The sequence below is a fragment of the Natronoarchaeum sp. GCM10025321 genome (genome assembly GCF_042663585.1).
Classification (GTDB): domain Archaea; phylum Halobacteriota; class Halobacteria; order Halobacteriales; family Natronoarchaeaceae; genus Natranaeroarchaeum.
In genome coordinates, this window is sequence record NZ_JBHTAN010000006.1 from 2,410,981 (window position 1) to 2,430,474 (window position 19,494).

The 19,494-nt window shown below is 64.2% G+C and carries 19 protein-coding genes and 1 pseudogene; 16 read left to right on the plus strand and 4 right to left on the minus strand.

The window, feature by feature from the left end; genetic code table 11:
- The first annotated feature begins 4 nt into the window (after nt 1-4).
- The 4 genes from trpD to trpG are packed head-to-tail and all read left to right on the plus strand — an operon-like array spanning nt 5 to nt 3,955.
- Nucleotides 5-1,003 carry an anthranilate phosphoribosyltransferase gene (trpD, locus tag ACFQL3_RS15280; RefSeq protein WP_377055829.1) on the plus strand — a complete coding sequence of 333 codons (999 nt, stop codon included), beginning with the start codon at nt 5-7 and terminating at the stop codon, nt 1,001-1,003.
- Entirely contained in the window at nt 1,000-1,668 is a 669-nt protein-coding gene (locus ACFQL3_RS15285; RefSeq protein WP_377055831.1) for a phosphoribosylanthranilate isomerase, read from the plus strand. Before trpD ends, ACFQL3_RS15285 begins: the two co-directional genes overlap by 4 nt.
- Nucleotides 1,665-3,338 carry an anthranilate synthase component I gene (gene trpE, locus ACFQL3_RS15290; protein WP_377055833.1) on the plus strand — a complete coding sequence of 558 codons (1,674 nt, stop codon included), beginning with the start codon at nt 1,665-1,667 and terminating at the stop codon, nt 3,336-3,338. The genes ACFQL3_RS15285 and trpE overlap by 4 nt, the downstream gene beginning before the upstream one ends.
- Nucleotides 3,335-3,955: an anthranilate synthase component II gene (gene trpG / locus ACFQL3_RS15295; protein WP_377055835.1), complete on the plus strand. Its 621-nt coding sequence runs from the start codon at nt 3,335-3,337 to the stop codon at nt 3,953-3,955. The genes trpE and trpG overlap by 4 nt, the downstream gene beginning before the upstream one ends.
- Here the strand turns inward: trpG and ACFQL3_RS15300 are convergent.
- Entirely contained in the window at nt 3,952-4,158 is a 207-nt protein-coding gene (locus ACFQL3_RS15300; protein ID WP_377055837.1) for a hypothetical protein, read from the minus strand. The two genes, trpG and ACFQL3_RS15300, sit on opposite strands and share 4 nt — an antisense overlap.
- A 394-nt stretch (nt 4,159-4,552) precedes the next feature.
- On the opposite strand from ACFQL3_RS15300, the pseudogene ACFQL3_RS15305 reads away from it, so the two are divergent.
- The 4 genes and pseudogenes from ACFQL3_RS15305 to ACFQL3_RS15320 form a co-directional block, all read left to right on the plus strand.
- Nucleotides 4,553-5,059, plus strand: a pseudogene (locus tag ACFQL3_RS15305) (ribonucleotide reductase N-terminal alpha domain-containing protein); the annotation flags it as partial.
- 39 nt (nt 5,060-5,098) lie between these two features.
- Complete coding sequence (locus tag ACFQL3_RS15310) at nt 5,099-8,863, plus strand: LAGLIDADG family homing endonuclease (RefSeq protein ID WP_377057122.1); 3,765 nt, start codon at nt 5,099-5,101, stop codon at nt 8,861-8,863.
- A gap of 52 nt (nt 8,864-8,915) precedes the next feature.
- A complete protein-coding gene (locus ACFQL3_RS15315) occupies nt 8,916-9,701 on the plus strand; it encodes a hypothetical protein (protein ID WP_377055839.1) in 786 nt (261 codons plus the stop codon).
- Nucleotides 9,702-9,792: 91 nt separating this feature from the next.
- Nucleotides 9,793-9,939 carry an HVO_2523 family zinc finger protein gene (locus tag ACFQL3_RS15320; RefSeq protein WP_377055841.1) on the plus strand — a complete coding sequence of 49 codons (147 nt, stop codon included), beginning with the start codon at nt 9,793-9,795 and terminating at the stop codon, nt 9,937-9,939.
- Here the strand turns inward: ACFQL3_RS15320 and ACFQL3_RS15325 are convergent.
- Nucleotides 9,933-10,604 carry a TVP38/TMEM64 family protein gene (locus ACFQL3_RS15325; protein ID WP_377055843.1) on the minus strand — a complete coding sequence of 224 codons (672 nt, stop codon included), beginning with the start codon at nt 10,602-10,604 and terminating at the stop codon, nt 9,933-9,935. The two genes, ACFQL3_RS15320 and ACFQL3_RS15325, sit on opposite strands and share 7 nt — an antisense overlap.
- A 121-nt stretch (nt 10,605-10,725) precedes the next feature.
- Between ACFQL3_RS15325 and ACFQL3_RS15330 the strand changes: the two genes are divergently transcribed.
- The 5 genes from ACFQL3_RS15330 to ACFQL3_RS15350 all read left to right on the plus strand — a co-directional run bounded on the left by ACFQL3_RS15330 (nt 10,726) and on the right by ACFQL3_RS15350 (nt 15,412).
- Nucleotides 10,726-12,105 carry an MFS transporter gene (locus tag ACFQL3_RS15330; RefSeq protein ID WP_377055845.1) on the plus strand — a complete coding sequence of 460 codons (1,380 nt, stop codon included), beginning with the start codon at nt 10,726-10,728 and terminating at the stop codon, nt 12,103-12,105.
- Nucleotides 12,106-12,163: 58 nt separating this feature from the next.
- Nucleotides 12,164-12,448, plus strand: coding sequence for a DUF7536 family protein (locus ACFQL3_RS15335; protein WP_377055847.1), 285 nt, complete (start codon nt 12,164-12,166; stop codon nt 12,446-12,448).
- Between the two features lie 153 nt (nt 12,449-12,601).
- Nucleotides 12,602-13,741 (plus strand): citrate synthase, encoded by a 1,140-nt coding sequence (gene citZ, locus ACFQL3_RS15340; protein WP_377055849.1) that lies wholly within the window; start codon nt 12,602-12,604, stop codon nt 13,739-13,741.
- Nucleotides 13,742-13,872: 131 nt separating this feature from the next.
- On the plus strand, nt 13,873-14,709 hold the full coding sequence (locus tag ACFQL3_RS15345; RefSeq protein WP_377055851.1) for a class I SAM-dependent methyltransferase: 837 nt from the start codon (nt 13,873-13,875) through the stop codon (nt 14,707-14,709).
- Nucleotides 14,710-14,785: 76 nt separating this feature from the next.
- Nucleotides 14,786-15,412 (plus strand): class I SAM-dependent methyltransferase, encoded by a 627-nt coding sequence (locus ACFQL3_RS15350; protein WP_377055853.1) that lies wholly within the window; start codon nt 14,786-14,788, stop codon nt 15,410-15,412.
- Between the two features lie 14 nt (nt 15,413-15,426).
- On the opposite strand, the gene ACFQL3_RS15355 is transcribed toward ACFQL3_RS15350, so the two are convergent.
- Nucleotides 15,427-16,971: a stage II sporulation protein M gene (locus tag ACFQL3_RS15355; RefSeq protein ID WP_377055855.1), complete on the minus strand. Its 1,545-nt coding sequence runs from the start codon at nt 16,969-16,971 to the stop codon at nt 15,427-15,429.
- A gap of 297 nt (nt 16,972-17,268) precedes the next feature.
- Here ACFQL3_RS15355 and ilvA point away from each other — a divergent pair, with 297 nt between their 5' ends.
- Nucleotides 17,269-18,480, plus strand: a complete 1,212-nt coding sequence (ilvA, locus tag ACFQL3_RS15360) for a threonine ammonia-lyase (protein WP_377055857.1) — start codon at nt 17,269-17,271, stop codon at nt 18,478-18,480.
- Here ilvA and ACFQL3_RS15365 read toward each other — a convergent pair.
- Complete coding sequence (locus ACFQL3_RS15365; RefSeq protein WP_377055859.1) at nt 18,456-18,803, minus strand: hypothetical protein; 348 nt, start codon at nt 18,801-18,803, stop codon at nt 18,456-18,458. The two genes, ilvA and ACFQL3_RS15365, sit on opposite strands and share 25 nt — an antisense overlap.
- 89 nt (nt 18,804-18,892) lie before the next feature.
- Between ACFQL3_RS15365 and ACFQL3_RS15370 the strand changes: the two genes are divergently transcribed.
- On the plus strand, nt 18,893-19,273 hold the full coding sequence (locus ACFQL3_RS15370) for a Rid family detoxifying hydrolase (protein ID WP_377055861.1): 381 nt from the start codon (nt 18,893-18,895) through the stop codon (nt 19,271-19,273).
- Nucleotides 19,270-19,476 carry a hypothetical protein gene (locus ACFQL3_RS15375; RefSeq protein ID WP_377055863.1) on the plus strand — a complete coding sequence of 69 codons (207 nt, stop codon included), beginning with the start codon at nt 19,270-19,272 and terminating at the stop codon, nt 19,474-19,476. Before ACFQL3_RS15370 ends, ACFQL3_RS15375 begins: the two co-directional genes overlap by 4 nt.
- Nucleotides 19,477-19,494: the final 18 nt, after the last annotated feature.

The following is a 19,494-nucleotide window of genomic DNA, read 5'->3' on the forward strand; positions in this document are numbered from 1 at the left end:
TCTAATGCAAGACTACATCGAACGTGTGACCGAGGGCGAGGACCTGACACAGACGGAAGCACGGCAGGCGGCGAGCGCCGTGTTCGAGGACGCAACGGAGGCGCAGATCGGTGCCCTGCTGACCGCGCTCCGCTCGAAAGGCGAGACTGAGACCGAGATTGCGGGCTTCGCCGAGGGGATGCGCGACGCCGCGCGGACGATCACGCCCGACCGGACGCCGCTGGTCGACACCTGCGGCACCGGCGGCGACGACTACGACACGATCAACGTCTCGACGACGAGCGCCATCGTCGCCAGCGGGGCCGGCGTCCCCGTCGCCAAGCACGGCAACTACTCGGTGTCGTCGAACTCCGGCAGTGCCGACGTGCTGGAGGAGGTCGGCGTCGACGTCGAGGCGGAGCCGTCAGCCGTCGAGGGAGCTATCGAGACCGACGGGATCGGCTTCATGCTCGCGCCGGTGTTCCACCCCGCGATGAAGGCCGTGATCGGCCCGCGTAAGGAACTCGGGATGCGAACGGTCTTCAACGTGCTCGGGCCGCTGACGAACCCCGCCGGAGCGGACGCCCAGATCGTCGGCGTCTACGATCCGGACCTCGTGCCGGTGCTCGCCCAGGCGCTCGCGCAGATGGACGTCGAACGCGCGCTCGTGGTCCACGGTGCGGGGATGGACGAGATCACGGTCCACGACGAGACGACCGTCGCGGAGGTCGACGGCGACCGGATCGAGGAGTACGTGCTGACGCCCGCCGATCTCGGGCTGGACGTTCACCCCATCGAAGCAGTCTCGGGCGGAACGCCGAGCGAGAACGCCGCCGATATGCGCGGAATCGTCGAGGGTGACGTGCAGGGCGCAAAACGTGAGATCATCCTGGCGAACGCCGGCGCGGCCATCTACGTCGCGGGCGAGGCCGACTCGCTCGAAGCCGGCGTCGACGCCGCCCGACAGGCGATCCAGTCGGGTGCCGCCGCCGAGAAGCTAGAACAGCTACGGACCGGCGTATGACGCGGGTCAAGATCTGTGGACTGACGAGCGAGCAGGACGTCGAGACGGTCGTCGACGCCGGCGCTGACGCACTGGGGTTCATCGTCGACGTGCCGGTCGATACACCGCGCGACCTGACGGTCGACCGGGCCACAGACCTCGTACGCGAGGTTCCACCCTTCGCCTCGACGGTGCTGGTGACGATGCCCGAACGCGCCGCGCGCGCCGTCGACCTCGCGGAGCGGATCCAGCCCGACACCGTCCAGCTACACGGCGACCTCTCGCCCGCCGACGCGGCGACGGTGACGGAGCAGGTCCCGGCGACGGTAGTCAAGGCAGTCGACGCCGACGAACCGGAACGCTGTGAGCGCTACGTCGATGCCGTCGATGCGCTGCTCGTCGACTCCGCGGACGGCGAGGGTGGCGGCGGCACCGGCGAGACCCACGACTGGGACCGGACCGCCACAGTGGCCGCCGAACTCGATGCCCCGGTGATTCTCGCGGGCGGTCTCACGCCCGAGAACGTCGCCGCGGCCGTCGAGACCGTCGAACCGTACGGCGTCGACGTCGCGAGCGGCGTCGAGCGCGAGACGATAGGCGAGGACGACTCACGGAAAGATCCCGACGCAGTCGCGCGGTTCGTCGCCCGTGCGAACGCGGCCGAAGGGATGGAGACGATAGCATGACGGAACTCACACCCGACAGCGCGCAGTTTGGACAGCACGTCTCGGATGCAGTCAAGGGCGACGGGGCGGACGCAGTTGTCGTCCGGACGGCAGTCGACCTCGACCTCGACGTCTCGCCGCTGTCGGCCTACGCGGCGCTGACCGGCCGGACAACGGAGACGGCCCCCGCCGACTACGCTTTCCTGCTGGAGAGCGCCCAGAAGACGGCCTCCAGCGATCCGGATGGGGCCTTCCGGCCGGCCAGCGCGTCGGCGGATCGACACGCACGCTACTCCTTCGTCGGCTACGACCCCGCGGCGGTCGTGACCGTCGACCCGGACGAAACCGACGTGGAGGTGCTTGGCGACGAGCGCTACGGCGACCTGATCGACCCGACTGGCGAGGACGCGACCGACTCGTTGCGTTCGGCGCTCCCCGACGCCGACCTCGCCGGGTTCGAGAACGGCGACCGCCGCCAACTCGACGGGGGACTCGTCGGCTTTCTCGCCTACGACGCCGTCTACGATCTCTGGCTCGACGACGTGGGCGTCCTGCCGAGCGAAGAGAGTCAGGGCTCGACGGACGAGGAGTACGAGTCCGTCGGCGTCGAGCGGCCCGACTCCCGGTTCCCCGACGCGCAGTTCGTCCTGAACACGAAGACGCTGGTGTTCGACGAGGTCGCGGGAACGCTCTCGCTCGTCTTCACGCCGGTCGTGCGCGAGGACGACGACGTCGACGCTATCTACGAGGACCTCGTGACGGAGGCCGAACGCGTGGAGGAACTCCTCGACGGGGCGAGCGACCCCGACTGCGGACCGTTCATCCGAGACCGCGAGGTCGCCGGCCCGCAGGACGAGTACGAGGACGCGGTGCGCGCGGCGAAAGAGCACGTCCTCGACGGCGACGTTTATCAGGCAGTCGTCTCCCGAAAGCGCGAACTGTACGGCGATATCGATTCGCTCGGGTTCTATCGCGCGCTCCGCGAGATCAACCCCTCGCCGTACATGTACCTGCTCGGCTACGACGATCTGACCATCGTCGGCGCGAGCCCCGAGACGCTCGTTTCGGTCGAGGACGAGGAAGTGAAGGCGAACCCCATCGCCGGCACCTGCGACCGCGGCGAGAGCCCAGTCGAGGACCGTCGACTGGCCGGAGAGATGCTCGCGGACGCCAAAGAGCGGGCCGAACACACGATGCTGGTCGATCTGGCGCGAAACGACGTCCGGCGGGTGAGCGAACCCGGATCCGTCCGCGTCGACGAGTTCATGAACGTCCTCAAGTATTCGCACGTCCAGCACATCGAGAGCACTGTCACCGGGAAACTGGCCGCGGATTCTGATGCCTTCGACGCGACGCGGGCCTCGTTCCCCGCCGGAACGCTCTCGGGCGCGCCGAAGATCCGCGCGATGGAGATCATCGACGACCTCGAACGCGAACCTCGGGGAATCTACGGCGGCGGCGTCGGCTACTTCTCGTGGACCGGTGACGCCGACATGGCGATCGTCATTCGGACCGCAACGATCGAACACGGCGACGAGGACCGGATCACCGTGCAGGCGGGCGCAGGGCTGGTCGCCGACAGCCAGCCAACCGCCGAGTACGAGGAGACTGAAAAGAAGATGGGCGGCGTCCTGGCGGCAATCGATCGGATCGAGGAGCAAGCAGAGGCGGCCTCGGAGGTACGCCGATGAGCGACGCAACCGAGGCGACGGGGACGACGGCGAAAGACCGGCCGAAAGTCCTCTTCATCGACAACTTCGATTCGTTCACCTACAATCTGGTCGAGTACGTCAGCGAGTACGCCGACACCGCTATCCTGCGAAATACGGCCTCACCAGCGGCGGTTCGGGACGAAGAACCGGACGCGATCATCATCAGTCCCGGGCCCGGTCACCCGAAACACGACCGGGATGTCGGGGTTACGATGGACGTGCTCCGCGACGTCAGCCCGGAAGTGCCGACGCTCGGCGTCTGTCTGGGTCTCGAAGCGGCAGTCTACGAGTACGGCGGGACGGTCGGACGCGCGCCATCGCCGATCCACGGCAAAGCGTCGTCGATAGACCACGACGCGACTGGCGTCTTCGCCGGTCTCGACCAGGGATTTCGCGGCGGGCGATACCACTCGCTGATCGCGACGGAGGTACCGGACTGTTTCGAGGTCACGGCGACCGCAGAACACGACGGAGAAGAACTCGTGATGGGGATCCGTCACCGCGAGTATCCGATCGAATGCGTCCAGTTCCACCCGGAAAGCGTGCTAACCGGCGTCGGCCACGACCTGATCGAGAACTTCCTCGAGAGCCTCTAGATTCCGACGAGTGTCAGTCCATAGAGGACACCGATAACGACCGTCGCGATCAGAAGTAGCTTCCAGGCGAGACTGAGGAGAAACCGACCGACAATCGTTACGAGCGCGAGAAGGGCGAGGCCGACGAACGCCTGCGCTAGCGGGTTGGAGGGCACGGCGTCGAAGGCCGCCGGCAGCATCGACGTTGCAATCGAACTGAGCATGGAACCTAACAGTTCAGCACGCATGATAACCTTTGTGGGAGGCATCTGGTACGTCCGGGCAGTCCCAGCCTACCGAAAGTAAAATCCACAGAGGGAGTCGAGACGGCTGGAGACGATATCACTTTCACCGCGAATGACCTAGTATTAATATGCCGCCACGCTACTGTACGTACAGACCCGGACCGGCGACTGACAGGGACAGTGGTCGCACTCAGATCCAACCGGAGAGCCATCTGTGAAACTAGAGTTGTATTAGTGCAAACACGTCCCGATTCAGTCGTTTTATGAGGATGGAATCAGTAGCAATGGTCCGTCACCGATTACCCCGAACTATGACGCACACAAATTACAAAAATGCCAGACAGCACGACGATTCGACGATGGTGAGCGCCGCATGAGCGATGTGGAGCTCTCCGCCGACGAACTCACGCTTCCGATCAAACGCACGGAAGGCGATACCCTCGAGGACCGACTAACGGGGAACGCCTACAACAACATCCTGCCCGCACGATACCTGCGCAAGGACGCCGATGGCGAACTCATCGAGACGCCCGAGGGCCTCTTCGAGCGCGTCGGCGAGAACGTCGCGCTGGCCGAGGCGGTGTTCGAGGCCGAGAAACAGGACACCGAGATCACGGTTACACCCGATCAGCTCAAACCTGACCACCCACGTCGTGACGAACTCGCCGCCGAAGTGTTCGGCAAAGGAACGACCGCCGAGGACTGGGAGGCCGACAGTGAGGAGGCCTCCGAACATGCGAGCGGTGAAACCGCGAGCAGTGCCAAGACGACGCTTTCGGTATACAACGTCAACAAGTTCGCGTACGAAACCATCGTTCCCGAACTGCCGACGGAGATCCGCGAGCACGTCGAGGACGTCTCCGACGAGTTCGTCGAGATGATGGAGTATCTCGACTTCATGCCGAACTCGCCGACGCTGATGAACGCCGGCGACGAACTCCAGCAACTGTCGGCCTGTTTCGTTGACTCGCCCGAGGACGACATCGACGATATCCACCAGACAGCCAAGGAAGCCGCACAGGTGTTCCAGAGCGGCGGCGGCATGGGCTATGCCTTCTGGAAACTCCGCCCCTACGGCGATCCGGTCGGCTCGACCGGCGGCATCGCATCGGGGCCGATCACCTTCATGCGCACCTACGACCAGATGTGCGAGACGATCGCACAGGGCGGCGCGCGCCGCGGCGCACAGATGGGCGTCATGCGCGTCTCCCACCCCGACGTCATCCAGTTCATTCACGCCAAGAACAAGGACGTCTCGCTGGCCGAGACGCTTCGCCTGAACGACCCCGACGACTTCACGCACAACTCCTTCGCCGAGGCGCTCGAGGAGTCCCGTGAACTGATCGACGAGGACGGTAAAGTGCCCAAGCATCTCCGGAACGCCGTCGAGGGGCACCTCTCGAACTTCAACATCTCCGTCGGCGTCACCGACGGCTTCATGGAGGCCCTACAGAACGGCGAGGAGTTCACCTTCACGAACCCCCGGACCGAGGAGCCTCACATCGCGACGCCGGAGACCGTCGAACTCTACGAGATGTTCGACCTCGGCGAGTATGTCGAGGCCGGCGAAGTGCTATCGATCCCCGCAGAACTGATCTGGGAGCGGATCATCCAGGGCGCACACGAGAACGGCGAACCGGGCGTCATCTACCTCGAACGCGTCAACAAACGGCACTCCTTCGACGTCGAGAAACACCCCGACCACCGCATCCTCGCGACGAACCCGTGTGTTACGGGAGAGACGTTGATTAGCACCGAAAACGGGCTTGTTCCGGCTGAAGAACTGTATGAGCAAGGCGTTGCGCGTGATGTCGTCGTCGACGGGCGGCTCAGCGAGGACCGCGTAAAAGAAGCATCCAGTGTCTACAAGACTGGCGAAAAGGACGTTTACAAGCTAACAACAGAGGAAGGATACGAGCTACGTCTGACCGCAGATCACCGCGTAATGACGGATAATGGCTGGATCGAAGCTCAGAACCTCGATGCAGGTGATACCGTCAACGTCCAGAATCGCAAAGGTGAATTCGGACAGCACGGTAGCGCCGAGGAGGGTCGTGTGCTCGGGTGGCTCGTCGGAGACGGCCACCTCAAACACGACGAAGAGCGCGCCGTTCTCAACTTCTACGACGAAGACTCCGAGATTTCCGAACAGTTCGCAGACGACGCTAATACGATCGTGCGTGAGCCGACGGGTAACGCTGATTACGAGATCGGCGTCAACGATATTTCACGGGACGAGGAGTATCGTGGTCCACAGGCGATCGAGCAACGGATCCGTTCGACCCGGCTCTACGAGTTCGCCGAACAGGCCGGGCTTACGGAGAACAAACTACAGGTCCCCGACACCGTTATGCGCGGTAGCGAAGAGATAGCTCAGGAGTTCCTTCGGGCGCTGTTTACCGCCGATGGTGGTGTGCAAGGCAACGTCGAAAAGGGCGTCTCGGTACGGTTGACGAGCACGGAGACCGACCTGCTCAAAGATGTCCAGCGCCTACTGCTGAACTTCGGCATCTTCAGTAAGATCTACGAAGAGCGTCACGAAGCGGGTCTACAGGAGATGCCGGACGGCAACGGTGGTACGGCAGAGTACGAGCGTCAGGCCGATCACGATCTCCTGATCTCGAAGGACGATCTCGTTCGGTTCCGTGAGGAGATCGGGTTTATGATCGACTCGAAGAACGAAGCCCTCGATGAACGGCTCGATGCCTACGATCGTGGTCCGTACAGCGAGTCTTTCGACGCGACCGTCGAGTCGGTCGAACATGATGGCCACGAAGCGGTCTACGACCTGACCGAACCTGACACGAACTCGTTCGTCGCTAACGGTCTCGTAGTTCACAACTGCGGTGAGCAACCCTTGGAGGAGTACGAGGCCTGTAATCTCGGCCACATCAACCTCTCGACGCTCGCAGCCCAGGACGCCCCCGACTGGCGAATCTGGTACGACAACCACGGCGACGAGTATGCGAGTCAGGAAGCCGCAATCGATGCCTTCCTCGACGAGGCCATCGACTTCGAGGAGCTCGATCACCGCATCGCATACGGCACCCGCTTCCTCGAAAACGTCGTCACGATGTCCGATTTCCCCGTCGACAAGATCGAGCAGAAGGTCCGCGAGATGCGTAAGATCGGACTGGGAATTATGGGACTGGCCCAGCTATACATCCAGCTCGGCATCTCCTACGGGAGCGAGGCCTCGAACGAGGTCGCAAGCCAGCTGATGACCCACATCAACCACGGCTCGAAGAACGCTTCCCACGAACTCGCCACCGAGCGCGGTACCTTCGCCGACTGGGAGGACTCGAAGTACGCCAACCCGACCGAGTACCGCGAGTGGTTCGAGCGCCAGACCGGCCTCGACGCCGACGACTGGGAAGACGGCTTCCCGATGCGTAACCACAACACGACGACCATCGCGCCGACCGGCACCACCTCGATGATCGGCAACACGACCGGTGGCTGTGAACCGATCTACAACGTCGCCTTCTACAAGAACGTCTCCGGTGACGTCCAGGGCGACGAGATGCTCGTCGAGTTCGACGACTACTTTCTCCGCACGCTGGAGGACAACGGCATCGACGTCGACGCCGTCAAAGAGGAGGCCCAGGAGCAGATGGCCACCAACGAGTTCGACGGCGTGGACGGGCTGACCACCGTCCCGGACGCCATCGGCGAACTGTTCGTGACGACCGGTGCCCTCACCGCCAAACAGCACGCCGCGATCCAGTGTGCCTGCCAGACTGGCGTCGACTCGGCCATCTCGAAGACCGTCAACGCGCCGAACGACTCGACCACCGAGGACGCCAAGGAAGTGTTCGAGTGGGTCTACGATAACGGTGGCAAGGGCGTCACCTACTACCGCGACGGTACCCGCTCGAAGCAGGTACTGACGACCCGTGCACAGAACGCCGAGTTCGCCGACGAGCAGGAGGCCGCGGCGGCCCTCGTCGAGCAGATCGAGGAAGTGTTCGGCGGACTCGAAGGCTTCCTCGAGAACGAGGACGTCCAGGCCGCGCTCGACCGGGAGGTCGAAGAGCTACTCAGCATCGCCGACGGCGAGGAAGTCGACGGCGAGTACGCCAGCAAGCGCGCACGACCGGACGTGCTCCACGGCGTCACCCAGCGCATCGACACCGGCTACGGGAAACTCTACGTCAACATCAACGAGGATCCCGAGGCCGAGCGTCCGTTCGAGCTATTCGCCAACATCGGCAACTCCGGCGGCTTCACCGCCTCCTTCACCGAGGCGCTCGCGAAGACGATTTCGACCGCGCTTCGGTCGGGCGTCGACCCCGAGGAGATCGCCGACGAACTGCAGGGCATCCGCTCGCCGAAGGTCGCCTGGGACAAGGGCGAACAGATCCAGTCCATCCCGGACGCCATCGGCACCGCGATGCGGCGCTATCTCGACGGCGAAATCGAGAAGGCGTACCCACAGCAACAAAGTCTGACCGAACTCGAAGAGGAGGCTCGCGAGACCGACGGCGGCGTCGACGCCGAGAGCGGGACGGAACTCGACGTCGGGACGCCCGACGGCGCGACCGAACAGGTCCAGGAATCCGACGCCTCACAGGACCTCATCGATGCGGGCGAGAGCCCCGAGTGTCCCGAGTGTGGCTCGCTGACGCTGCACTACTCCGAAGGCTGCAAGACCTGCGAGTCCTGCGGCTGGTCGGAGTGCTGACGTAACATCGTCTGACGCGCTTTTTTATTCCTACCCGGCATACGACCGACAGATGCCGACGATCCATCTGGACGTCTCTGAGTCGCTCGCCGAGAGCCTCGATACAGAACGAGAGCTGCTGGGATTCGAATCCCGCGAGGCGTATCTCCGCTGGGTCGTCGACCACCGGACCGACATCGAAGTCGGCTCGGACCGCGAGCAGGTGCTCTCTGCCTTTACCGAGCGCGTCGAGGAGCTAGAAGCCAAACTCGACGACGCCGACGAAGCCGAGGCGCTCGATGGGGACGCCCTCACGACCGGCACCGAACCGGAGGAGAGCAGGGAGCCAGTCCGTGAACCCCGAACCGCGCGGATCCAGGACGACTCGGTGAACGAACTCGCTACTGAGCTATCCGGCGTCGAGAACGAACGCCTCGACGCATTCGCCCGGTCGGCAGTCCGCCAGACTGGCGAGACGTTCGACGGAAGCCCCGAAAGCGGCCTCGATTACGAACTACCGGCCGACCTCGACGACGGCGAACGCCCCGGCGAAGCGATCACCGACCTCGACGCCATCGAGGTGCCGGGCCACGACGAGACGCTGATAGAGCGCCGCCGGATCGCCGTCGGGGCGGCGCTGGTCTTCCTGCGAGACCGCGAGGAGGCCAAACGCAACGAGTTCATCGAGGCGCTGTACGAGGAGTATCCCGCAGGCTACGAGACGAGCGAGACCTGGTGGGACTGCGTGAAAGCGGGGTTGCGACAGATCGACCGCGTCTTTCCGGCCCGGGAAGGCCGGCGTGTCTGGCGGTTCAATACGACGCCGGGGCGGGTGACGCGGTTGCCGAGTCGCGACTGAGGGGTCCTGTCGGGGCTCACGAACCGCGACTGCGGCGACGGCCGATGATAGAGAGCGAAGAATCTTGTCGCCGGAGCGAGAACGGCAGGGTATGGCAGATGACGTCGACGAGGGAGCCGAGACGGGCGACGGTGGCCGGCCCTGTCCCCGGTGCGGGACGGCGATGTACCACCGCCACTGCAAGTACGTCTGTCCCCAGCATGGCGTGATCTTCGACTGTGCGGACACCTTCTACTGAGAGCGGTTCCCGACCGAACGGCGACTCTCTACGAGATGCTCGTAGGCCGGGCCGGCGAGCAAAACCATCGCGGCGAGCGTCGTGATGACCCCCAGTCGCGTCCCGACGCCGCCGAGGCCGGCCGTCGATATCGTATGGAACGAGTTACCGAGGACGACGGCCGCCATCGTCCACGGGAGTTCGCCGAGCAGCACGCCGCCCGCGAGCACTCGTAGTCGGACGTTGCCCATCCCGGCAGCGGCGCTGACCGCGTCGGCAGGGACGGGTGCAAGTCGGCCCGCGACGACGCCACGGAAGTCGCCGGTCGCGTCGAAAAAGCGGCTTCCAGCCGTCGCGAGTCGCGCGACGACACCACAGTTCCACCCCGCGGCGACCCACCGGCCGGCGTAGAAGGCCGGAACCGACGTGAGGACTGCTCCCGCAAGCGCGACCGGAAACCCCAGCGCGATGCCGAACCCGTAGCCGACGGCCACCGCGACCAGTGTGGTCGGCCACAGGACGAGCGGGCGGAAGAGATAGAGGAGTACCACGGCGCCACCGAAGAGAAGCGGGTCCGCCGCAAGCGTCTCAACCGCGCCGAGTACCGCGGTTTTGGAGGTCAACAGCGCCGCCGGTACGACGGCGAGAAGGGAGAGCACGGCGAGACGGCGATCCGCGAAACGCATCACCACTTGCTGTGTCGTCCTGGTTTGAACCTCTTGTGGTTGAGAGAAGTTCGAGTCGCCGATGAATGGGGTTGCCGGCGACCGAAATCACTTCACGAAGGGGTGTCGAAATCGAACGTGTATGGCAGCCGAGGACACTGCGGAGGCCGAACCCGACGTTTTCGACCCGTTCAGACAGTTCTTCGCGCTGGAACGGGACGTCCTCGTCCTCTCGCTGGCGATGTTCGCCTTTAGTCTCGGCTTCCAGATGACCGGGCGATACATGGCCGAGTACATGAGCGCGCTTGGTGCGAGCGCGCTCGTCATCGGCCTCTACGGCACGTTCGGCAACATCATCGGCGCGGTCTACCCCTACCCCGGCGGTGCGATATCCGATCGGATCGGCTCGCGGTACGCGCTGACGGCGTTCGGTCTCGTCACGACGCTCGGGTTCGGTATCTGGCTCGCCGCGCCGCTGCTGGATGTCACGGTCGGTCCCGTCTCGCTGTCGATTGTCGCCATCTTCCTCGGACTCGTACTTGCGCAGGCGTGGAAGTCCTTCGGCCTCGGCGCGACCTACGCCATCGTCAAGCAAGCCGTCCCACCCTCGCGACTGGCCGCGGGCTTTGCCAGCACCGAGAGCTTTCGCCGGACGGCCTTTCTCGTCGGCCCACTGATCGCGGCCGCCATCTTCGCGCCCTTCACCAGCGCCGCGGACGACGTCGTATTCGCCTTCCAGTTGATCCTGCTGGTCGCAATCGGCTTCGGCGTGCTCGGAACGCTCGCCCAGCATCGCCTCTACGACGCCACCGACGATAGCTTCGGCAAGGAGTTCGAGGGACTCGCACAGTTACGCGAGGACCTTCGAAACCTGCCCGGTCCGCTTCGCCCGCTGCTCGTCGGCGACATCCTCGTACGCTTTGCTAACGGGATGGTCTATATCTTCTTCGTGCTCGTCGTCACGCAGTTTCTGGACGTCGGGCTCTCGCTGTCCCTGCCGACACTCGGTACTGTCTCGCTCTCGCCGCAGGCGTACTTCGGCATCCTGCTCGGCCTCGAGATGTTCGTCGCCCTGCTGGTGATGATTCCGGCGGCGAAAATCGCCGAACGCGTCGGGCTGAAACCCGTCGTCGCCGCGGGCTTTCTGGTCTACGCCGTCTTCCCGGTACTGCTCATTCAGGCTCCTCAAAATGCCCTTGCACTGGCCGTACTCTTTGCATTTTCCGGACTCCGGTTCGCGGGACTGCCTGCACACAAGGCGCTGATCGTCGGGCCTGCCGAGCAGGGGACCGGCGGGCGCGTCACAGGGGCGTACTATCTGCTCCGAAACGTCGTCGTCATTCCAAGCGCGGCGCTGGGCGGCCTCATCTGGGACGGGTTCTCGAACCCGCTGACCGGCGAGGTGCTGTTCGAGGGCGATCCCGTCCTGGCCTTCTCGATTGCGACGGTGATCGGTCTCGTCGGGACAGGCTACTTCCTGCTCTTCGGCGAGGAGTTCGAGGCGTACGCGGCGGAGAGTTGAGCGTCGAACTCCTGCAGAAACCGACGCGGATTAGTGGGGGCCGTTCCTACATCATAGCGTGTCTCAGGAACCGATAGAAAGCGCCGATACCGGCCCCGATCACGACGGGACCAAACGGTTCGCGGCCGCGCTGGGCGTCGGACGTAACGCCAAACTCTCGGTCGCAGCGAGTTTCGTCCTGTCGATACTGCTGTACGTGGCCTTCGTCATCGCGCCGGCCCAGACAACGCACAATCCGCTGCTGTACGCCGGTCTCACCGCAGTGATCTGGTTCGCGCTATCGCTGACGCTGACGCTGGTGTTGACTGCGTACTCCGCCTGGAGACTCGTCCGGAGCGAGTAGGTGCCGAGTCGGTTCCATTCCCAGTTAGCTACACGTTACACCGTTGAAAATCCCATATTCGACGGTGTCGAGCAGTCATTTCTTCGACGAAGAGCAGAAACTATCAGGGACAAACGGCAATGTTTTTCCCCTACGGTCTGAAAGCGTATGGGTATGTCAGACGAGGTCAAAAAAGGGCCAGAGGGCGTCCTCGTCGCGGAATCAGAACTCAGCAATATCGACGGCGACGTCGGGAAACTGATCTACCGCGGCTACGCCATCGAAGATCTGTCGCGTGACGCGAGCTACGAAGAAGTCCTGTATCTGCTCTGGCACGGACATCTTCCGGATCGCGACGAACTCGCCGACTTCGAGGCGACGATGGCCGAGGAGCGATCGGTCGACGACGGCGTCATCGACGTCGTCAGCGAACTCGCCGAACAGGACGAGGATCCAATGGCCGCGTTCCGGACGGTTGTCTCCATGCTGTCGGCGTACGACCCCGAGGAGAGTGGCTACGACGCCGAGGACGGCGACGCGCTCCTCCGGAAAGGTCGACGCATCACGGCGAAGATGCCGACCGTGCTGGCGGCGTTCAGCCGGATTCGTGACGGCGAGGAGCCGATCGAGCCACGGACGGATCTCGATCACGCCGAGAACTTCCTCTACATGCTAAACGGCGAGGAGCCCGACGAGGTCCTCGCGGAGACGTTCGACATGGCGCTCGTGCTACACGCCGATCACGGCCTGAACGCCTCGACGTTCTCCGCGATGGTGACCGCGAGCACGCTCGCTGACGTCCACAGCGCCGTCACCAGCGCCATCGGAACGCTCTCGGGCGGCCTTCACGGCGGCGCGAACCAGAACGTGATGCGGATGCTCAAAGAGGTCGACGCCGCAGAGAAGGACCCGGTCGATTGGGTCATCCAGGCGCTGGACGAGGGGCGACGCGTCCCCGGCTTCGGCCACCGCGTCTACGACGTCAAGGACCCACGCGCGAAGATCCTCGGCGAGAAATCCGGGGAACTCGGCGAGGCCGCCGGCGACACCAGATGGTACGAGATGAGCGTCGCCATCGAGGAGTACATGGCCGAGAACAAGGGGATCGCCCCGAACGTCGACTTCTACTCCGCGACGACCTACTACCAGATGGGCATCCCGCTCGATCTGTACACCCCCATCTTCGCGATGAGCCGCGTCGGTGGCTGGGTCGGCCACGTTGTCGAGTATCTCGACGAGAACCGCCTCATTCGCCCGCGAGCACGCTACACTGGCCCCGAAGACCAGACGTTCACGCCGCTCGACGAGCGGTAGACGTCACGCGGCGCGGCGTCTTTCCCGTTCAGTCTACGCGACGCCGAGAGCCCTCTTTGCTGTCCCCTCGGCCGTCACGACCACCTCGGTCGACAGGTACGTTTACAATCGTTCCACACCGGCGTAGCAGTATGCAGCAGCCGACTGATGGCCCCCAGCAGTTCTACGACGAGTACGGACACGACGAGTGGGACCGCCTCGAAACCGGCATCGACGGTCGGTTGGAGTTCGAGGAGACGATCAGCGCGCTCGAAGCGGGCCTCCCCGAGTCGGGCCACGTTCTCGACGCCGGGTGTGGTGCCGGCCGGTATGCGGTCTGGCTGGCCGAGCGGGGCTACGAGGTCATCGCACTCGACCTCAGCCAGCGGCAGGTCGAGATGGCGCGTCGCCACGCGGCCGAGCGCGGTGTCGAGTCCAAGGTGTCGGTCTTCCAGGGCTCGATTACGGATCTCCCGCTACCGGCGGATCGGTTCGACGCGACCTGCTGTCTCGGCGGGGCGCTCTCTCACGTACTCGATGATGGCGAGCGGGTGCGCGCAGTCGAAGAACTGCGCCGGATCACGGCGCCGGAAGCGCCGCTGTTCGTCTCCGTGATGGGACTGCTCGGCGCGGTACAGCTATACGCGCTGAGCGGGTCGTATCTCGAAGCGCTCCCGGAACTGCTCGAACACGGCGACTACGACGCGGAGTTACTCGAGAAGCACGGCTACGAGATGGTGTTCACCGATACCCATTTCTTCCGTAGAGAGGAGTTTGCCGGGCTACTCACCGATGCCGGAGTATCGGTGGGCGAGGTGGTCGGTCTGGAGGGACTCGGTTCCCCGTTTCACGACGCCGACCTTCGGGACGTCCTCGCCGACCGGAGCGAGTCCGAGCGGGCGGCGCTCGAACGAGCCATCGGGATGACCAACGAGGACCCGGCGGTTGCAGACATCTCCGTCCACATGCTCGCTATCGGACAGGCGTGACCCGAAGTCAGAACTTCACGAACGGCAACCCGTCGACCGTGCCAAGACTGAAATATCTCTCCGGAAAACGACAGGTATGAACGACCGGCGTGCCGTCCGAGATGCGTACGACGAGATGGCGGACGACTACTTCGAGCAGTATACCGAGGCGGTGCGCGAGGAGGCGCTTCCCGAACCTGTCGAGCGGTTCTGCGAGGGTCTCGGCGGCGACGAACGCGTGCTCTCCGCTGGCTGTGGCGCCGGTGATGCCCCGCTTGCCGCGGCGGGCGAGAGCGGCGTCGGGCTGGATTTCTCTCGCGAGCAACTGTCGCTGGCACGAACGGGTGTCGCAGGCGGACTCGTACAGGGCGACATGACTGCGCTACCGTTCGCCGACGACTCGTTCGACGCTCTCGCTGCGCTTTACTCGCTGATTCACGTCCCGCTCGAAGAGCACCGGGCCGTCATCGAGGAGTTCGAGCGGGTCCTTCGGCCGGGCGGAGAGCTACTCCTCACCGAGGGCGGCGTCGAATGGAGCGGCTCGAACCCTGACTGGCTGGACAGCGGTACGGAGATGCGCTGGTCGATGGCCGGTACCGAGGCGACGCGCGAGGATCTGCAGGCGTTCGGCTTCGAGGTGCAGGGCGTGTGGGACGTTCGAGATCCGACGACAGAAGAGGGGACGAAACCGTTCTTCCTGGCGACGCTACCGGAGAGCCAGTAGTCGCGACATCCTGTTCAGAGGCCGATCAGGCCGGAGTAGTACGGGCTAACGAACGCCTCGATCAGACCGGCGACGGCAAAAAGGAGCAGGAGGCCGACGAGGACGTGATAGGCCCGCTCGATATCGCCAGTGATCGCTTCGCGGCTGTACCGACCACGGGCGAGTCGGAGCGTCGACCGCCCGAGATAGAGGCCGAGCGCACCCGCGATCAGCAGTGATGGAATCTCGATGATGCCGTGGGGGACGACGAAGGCGATCAGTTCGATGGTGTTGGTCTCGAACCGGGCAATCGCGCCGAGGAAGAAGCCGTTGTAAAACAGCGTGACGATCGTCGGGATGCCCGCGGCAAGCCCCGAGTACGCCTGTGCGACGCCGACCTGCCAGTTGTTCGCGGTGAGATTGATCGCTTCGACCGGCGGGAACCAGCCGACGAGGCGGTTCGTGATAGAGGCCTGCAGGACGGGATCGAGTCGAGCGCTGAACAGCCAGCCAGCGTAACCGCTCACGACGAAGATTGCGGTACTCGCGACGTGATAGGTCGGGGTCGAGCGGACGAAGGTAGTGAGTTCGGCCCAGCCACGTCGGAGCGCCGCGACGAACCGCGCGCCGAGGCCGCGCTCGCGGGGACGCGGGACGAGCGTGTGCTCGGTTCGCTCGCTGGCGAACAGCCACGTCTTGACGAAATCCAGCAGGGGGATCACGGCCAGGGAACTGACCAGCGCCGCCAGCGTCGGCGTCCCGATAAACTGGAACAGGCCGGTGAGCGTCGACGTTGCGACCCCGACCGCGATCAGCAGGACGACGTACAGTCCGGTCGTCAACAGGTTGTTCCGGACGAACCCGAGGTTCCGTCTGACGGCAGCGAACACGCCCACGTCCTCGACGACGACCGCCTGTGGGGCGAAGAGAAACGCCACCCAGATAAACAGGATCAGTGGCAGCCAGACGAGTGCTGCGAGAAGGCCGACCAGGACGCCAGTCGCCTCGCTAACCAGGACCCACGCCGCCGCTACACTCCCGATCAGGACGCCGGTAAGGACGGCCATGAGACCGATTTCGAGGAGTGCGAGGCCGACGAACCGCCGGTAGTCCCGTGCGATACCGTCGACGCCAGCCCGCAGTCCCGGTCGGTTGCGGAGGACGGCATACACCGCGTGGACCTGGCCAGTGCTGACGACGGCGTTGATCAGGAACAGGGCGAGGGCCAGCGAGACGATAGTTAGCGCGCCAACAGCTAGCAGCTCCGGCGTCAGAGCATTCTCGGCCGCGGTCGCCAGTGCATCGGTGGACTGGCCGTCGATCATCGTCTGGCCGTTCTGCTGGTCGGGCCCCATTCCTGGACCGTCGATCGAGAACGGCCCGAGCGTCTCTACCTCCGTGAGGATCGGTTCGAGCGTGTTCTGGGAGAGCATCACCAGATAGCCACTGAGGATTCCGACGAGCATGACCGTCTGCGCGATTGCCGGCGTCGCCAGCCCAAGCAAGTAGTACGGCAGTATATCGGAGGGTTGAGACCGGTACCCGCGGTAGGCCGCTCGGACGGCATCGTCGATACTCATACTAACATTTCAGTTTGCTAGCCCTTTTACTGTTAGCTCTCGGTGAGTCACTCCGAAGGGGGGAATAGAGGATGATGCACGGCGCGTGTGACGTGCAATCCAGTAGAGGTAGTGGATACATCATAAACCCCAGCCCTCCGGAGTGGAAGTGAAACCGCAGTACAGCGGCGTAGTGAAAATATCGTCAGACGGCTGTTCGACAGGCGTCGTATGCCGATCCGGGCAGGAGCTGCCCGGCGGACTGACCTGCGCCGGTGGTCAACAGATCCTTTAATGGGTCCGTTCGTACGGGGCGGTATGATCGATGCCGACGACGTGCTCGCGGCCCGCGACCGGGTTCGAGAGACGTCCCGCCACACACCCCTGGAGTACTCGCACACTTTTTCGGAGATGACCGGCGCGGACGTCCACCTGAAACTGGAGACGTTCCAGCGGACCGGGGCGTTCAAGATCCGCGGCGCGACGAACAGGATCGCGACGCTGAGTGACGCGGAGCGCGAGGCCGGTGTCGTCACCGCAAGCGCCGGCAATCACGCACAGGGCGTCGCGCTCGCGGCGAGTCGTGCCGGCGTCGACAGCAAGATCGTGATGCCCGAGCACGCCCCGATCTCGAAGGTGAAAGCGACCAGAAACTACGGGGCGGAGGTCGTTCTACAGGGCGTCGACTACAGCGAAGCGGCGGAGCACGCCCACGAGATCGAGGCCGAGGAGGGGCGGACCTACGTCCACGCCTTTGACGATCCGATGATCATGGCCGGACAGGGGACGATCGGTCTCGAAATCGTCGACGACCTCCCCGAGGTCGAGACCGTGATCGTCCCGATCGGTGGCGGTGGCCTGATCTCCGGGATCGCCACCGCCCTCAAGGGCTACGACTCCGATATTCGCGTGATCGGCGTGCAGGCCGAGGGGGCCGCAAGCGTCGCACAGTCCCTGCAGAAAGGCGAGATTTACGAGCGCGAGAGCGTCGATACGATCGCCGACGGCATCGCCACCAGACGGGTCGGCGATCGGACCTTCGACGTGATCGAAGAGCGCGTCGACGAGGTCGTCACTGTCGACGACTCGGAAATCGCCGTCGCACTGACCTACCTCCTGGAGCGATCCAAGACGCTGGTCGAGGGGGCCGGCGCAGTGACGCTCGCCGCGTTGCTCAACGAGCGCTTCGAGTTCGAAGAGGACGAAACCATCGTCCCCTGCCTCTGTGGCGGGAACATCGATCTGAACACACTTACGACCGTCATCATGCGCGGACTGGTCGAGACCGGCCGGTACGTCAGGCTCCGGACGGTGCTCAAGGACCGCCCAGGCGCACTGGACGACCTTATCGACGTGATCGCCGCCCAGCAGGCCAACATCTACGCGATCCAGCACGACCGGACCTCGCGGGATATCGGCATGAACGCCGCCGAGGTCGAACTGGACCTGGAGACACGGGGGGAAGAGCACGTTGCCACGCTCATCGCAGGGATGGAAGAGCGGGACTACGAGGTCGAGTTGCTCTCCTGAGACGGCGACTCGACCGCATCCAGGACGATCCGATCGCTGAAACCGCCACGCTCGCTGGCTTTCTCCTCGCGGATCGTCTCTATGTGCTCGAACTCGACGTCCCGATGGCGACAGATGGCCCGGATGACTTCGAGTACGTCTGCAAGTTCGTCGAGATCGCCGCTCTCGCGGAACTCCGCGGTTTCCTCACCGAGCTTGTCCGCGAGGCGCTCTCCGTACTCTACGTCGTCGGCGACGTGAACGATCGGCGTCTCGCCGCTCTTGTGGATGATCTCCGGGATCTCATCGCGCACCAGTTTGTCGTACTCGCGTCCGTCGGTCATCGGGTGGCGGTTTCTCCCGGTCTTGGTAAGTCGTTTCGGCAACCGACAGGACCGGCCGTTTTTTGTCGACGCCGCCCGACCACTCGCGCATGAAACGCATCGTCAGCACCGACGCCGCGCCGGCCGCAGTCGGCGCGTACAGTCAGGCGACCACGAACGGCGACTTGCTCTTTACCGCGGGACAGATCCCGCTCACCCCGGACGGGGAACTGCTCGACGACGAACTGATCGACGTCCAGACCGAGCAGGCCCTGGACAACCTCGTCGCGGTACTAGAAGAAGACGGTCTCGGGCCCGAAGACGTCCTGAAGGTGACCGTCTTCCTCGACGACATCGACGACTTCGACGCGATGAACGATACGTACGCATCTTACTTCGAGTCGAAGCCACCGGCCCGGAGCGCCGTCGGCGTCGAGAAGCTACCGAAGGGTGTCGGCGTGGAAGTCGAGGCCATCGCAACCCAGCCGTGAGGCCGCGCGTCAAGTCGAGTCTGCTGTGGGGCGTCGTCGGGGCACTCTCGTTTCTCGTCCTGCAGAACGGTTACGTGTTGCTGGGCGGCGATTCGGTCCCGCTGTGGGGCGTTGCCACCCTGACGGCGCTGGTCGGCGTCGTCTCGGCAGTGACGACCTACTACGGCGAAGGCTGGTGGTTGAGTCGGAAAGAAAATGCTTAAACACGGGACGGGATTACC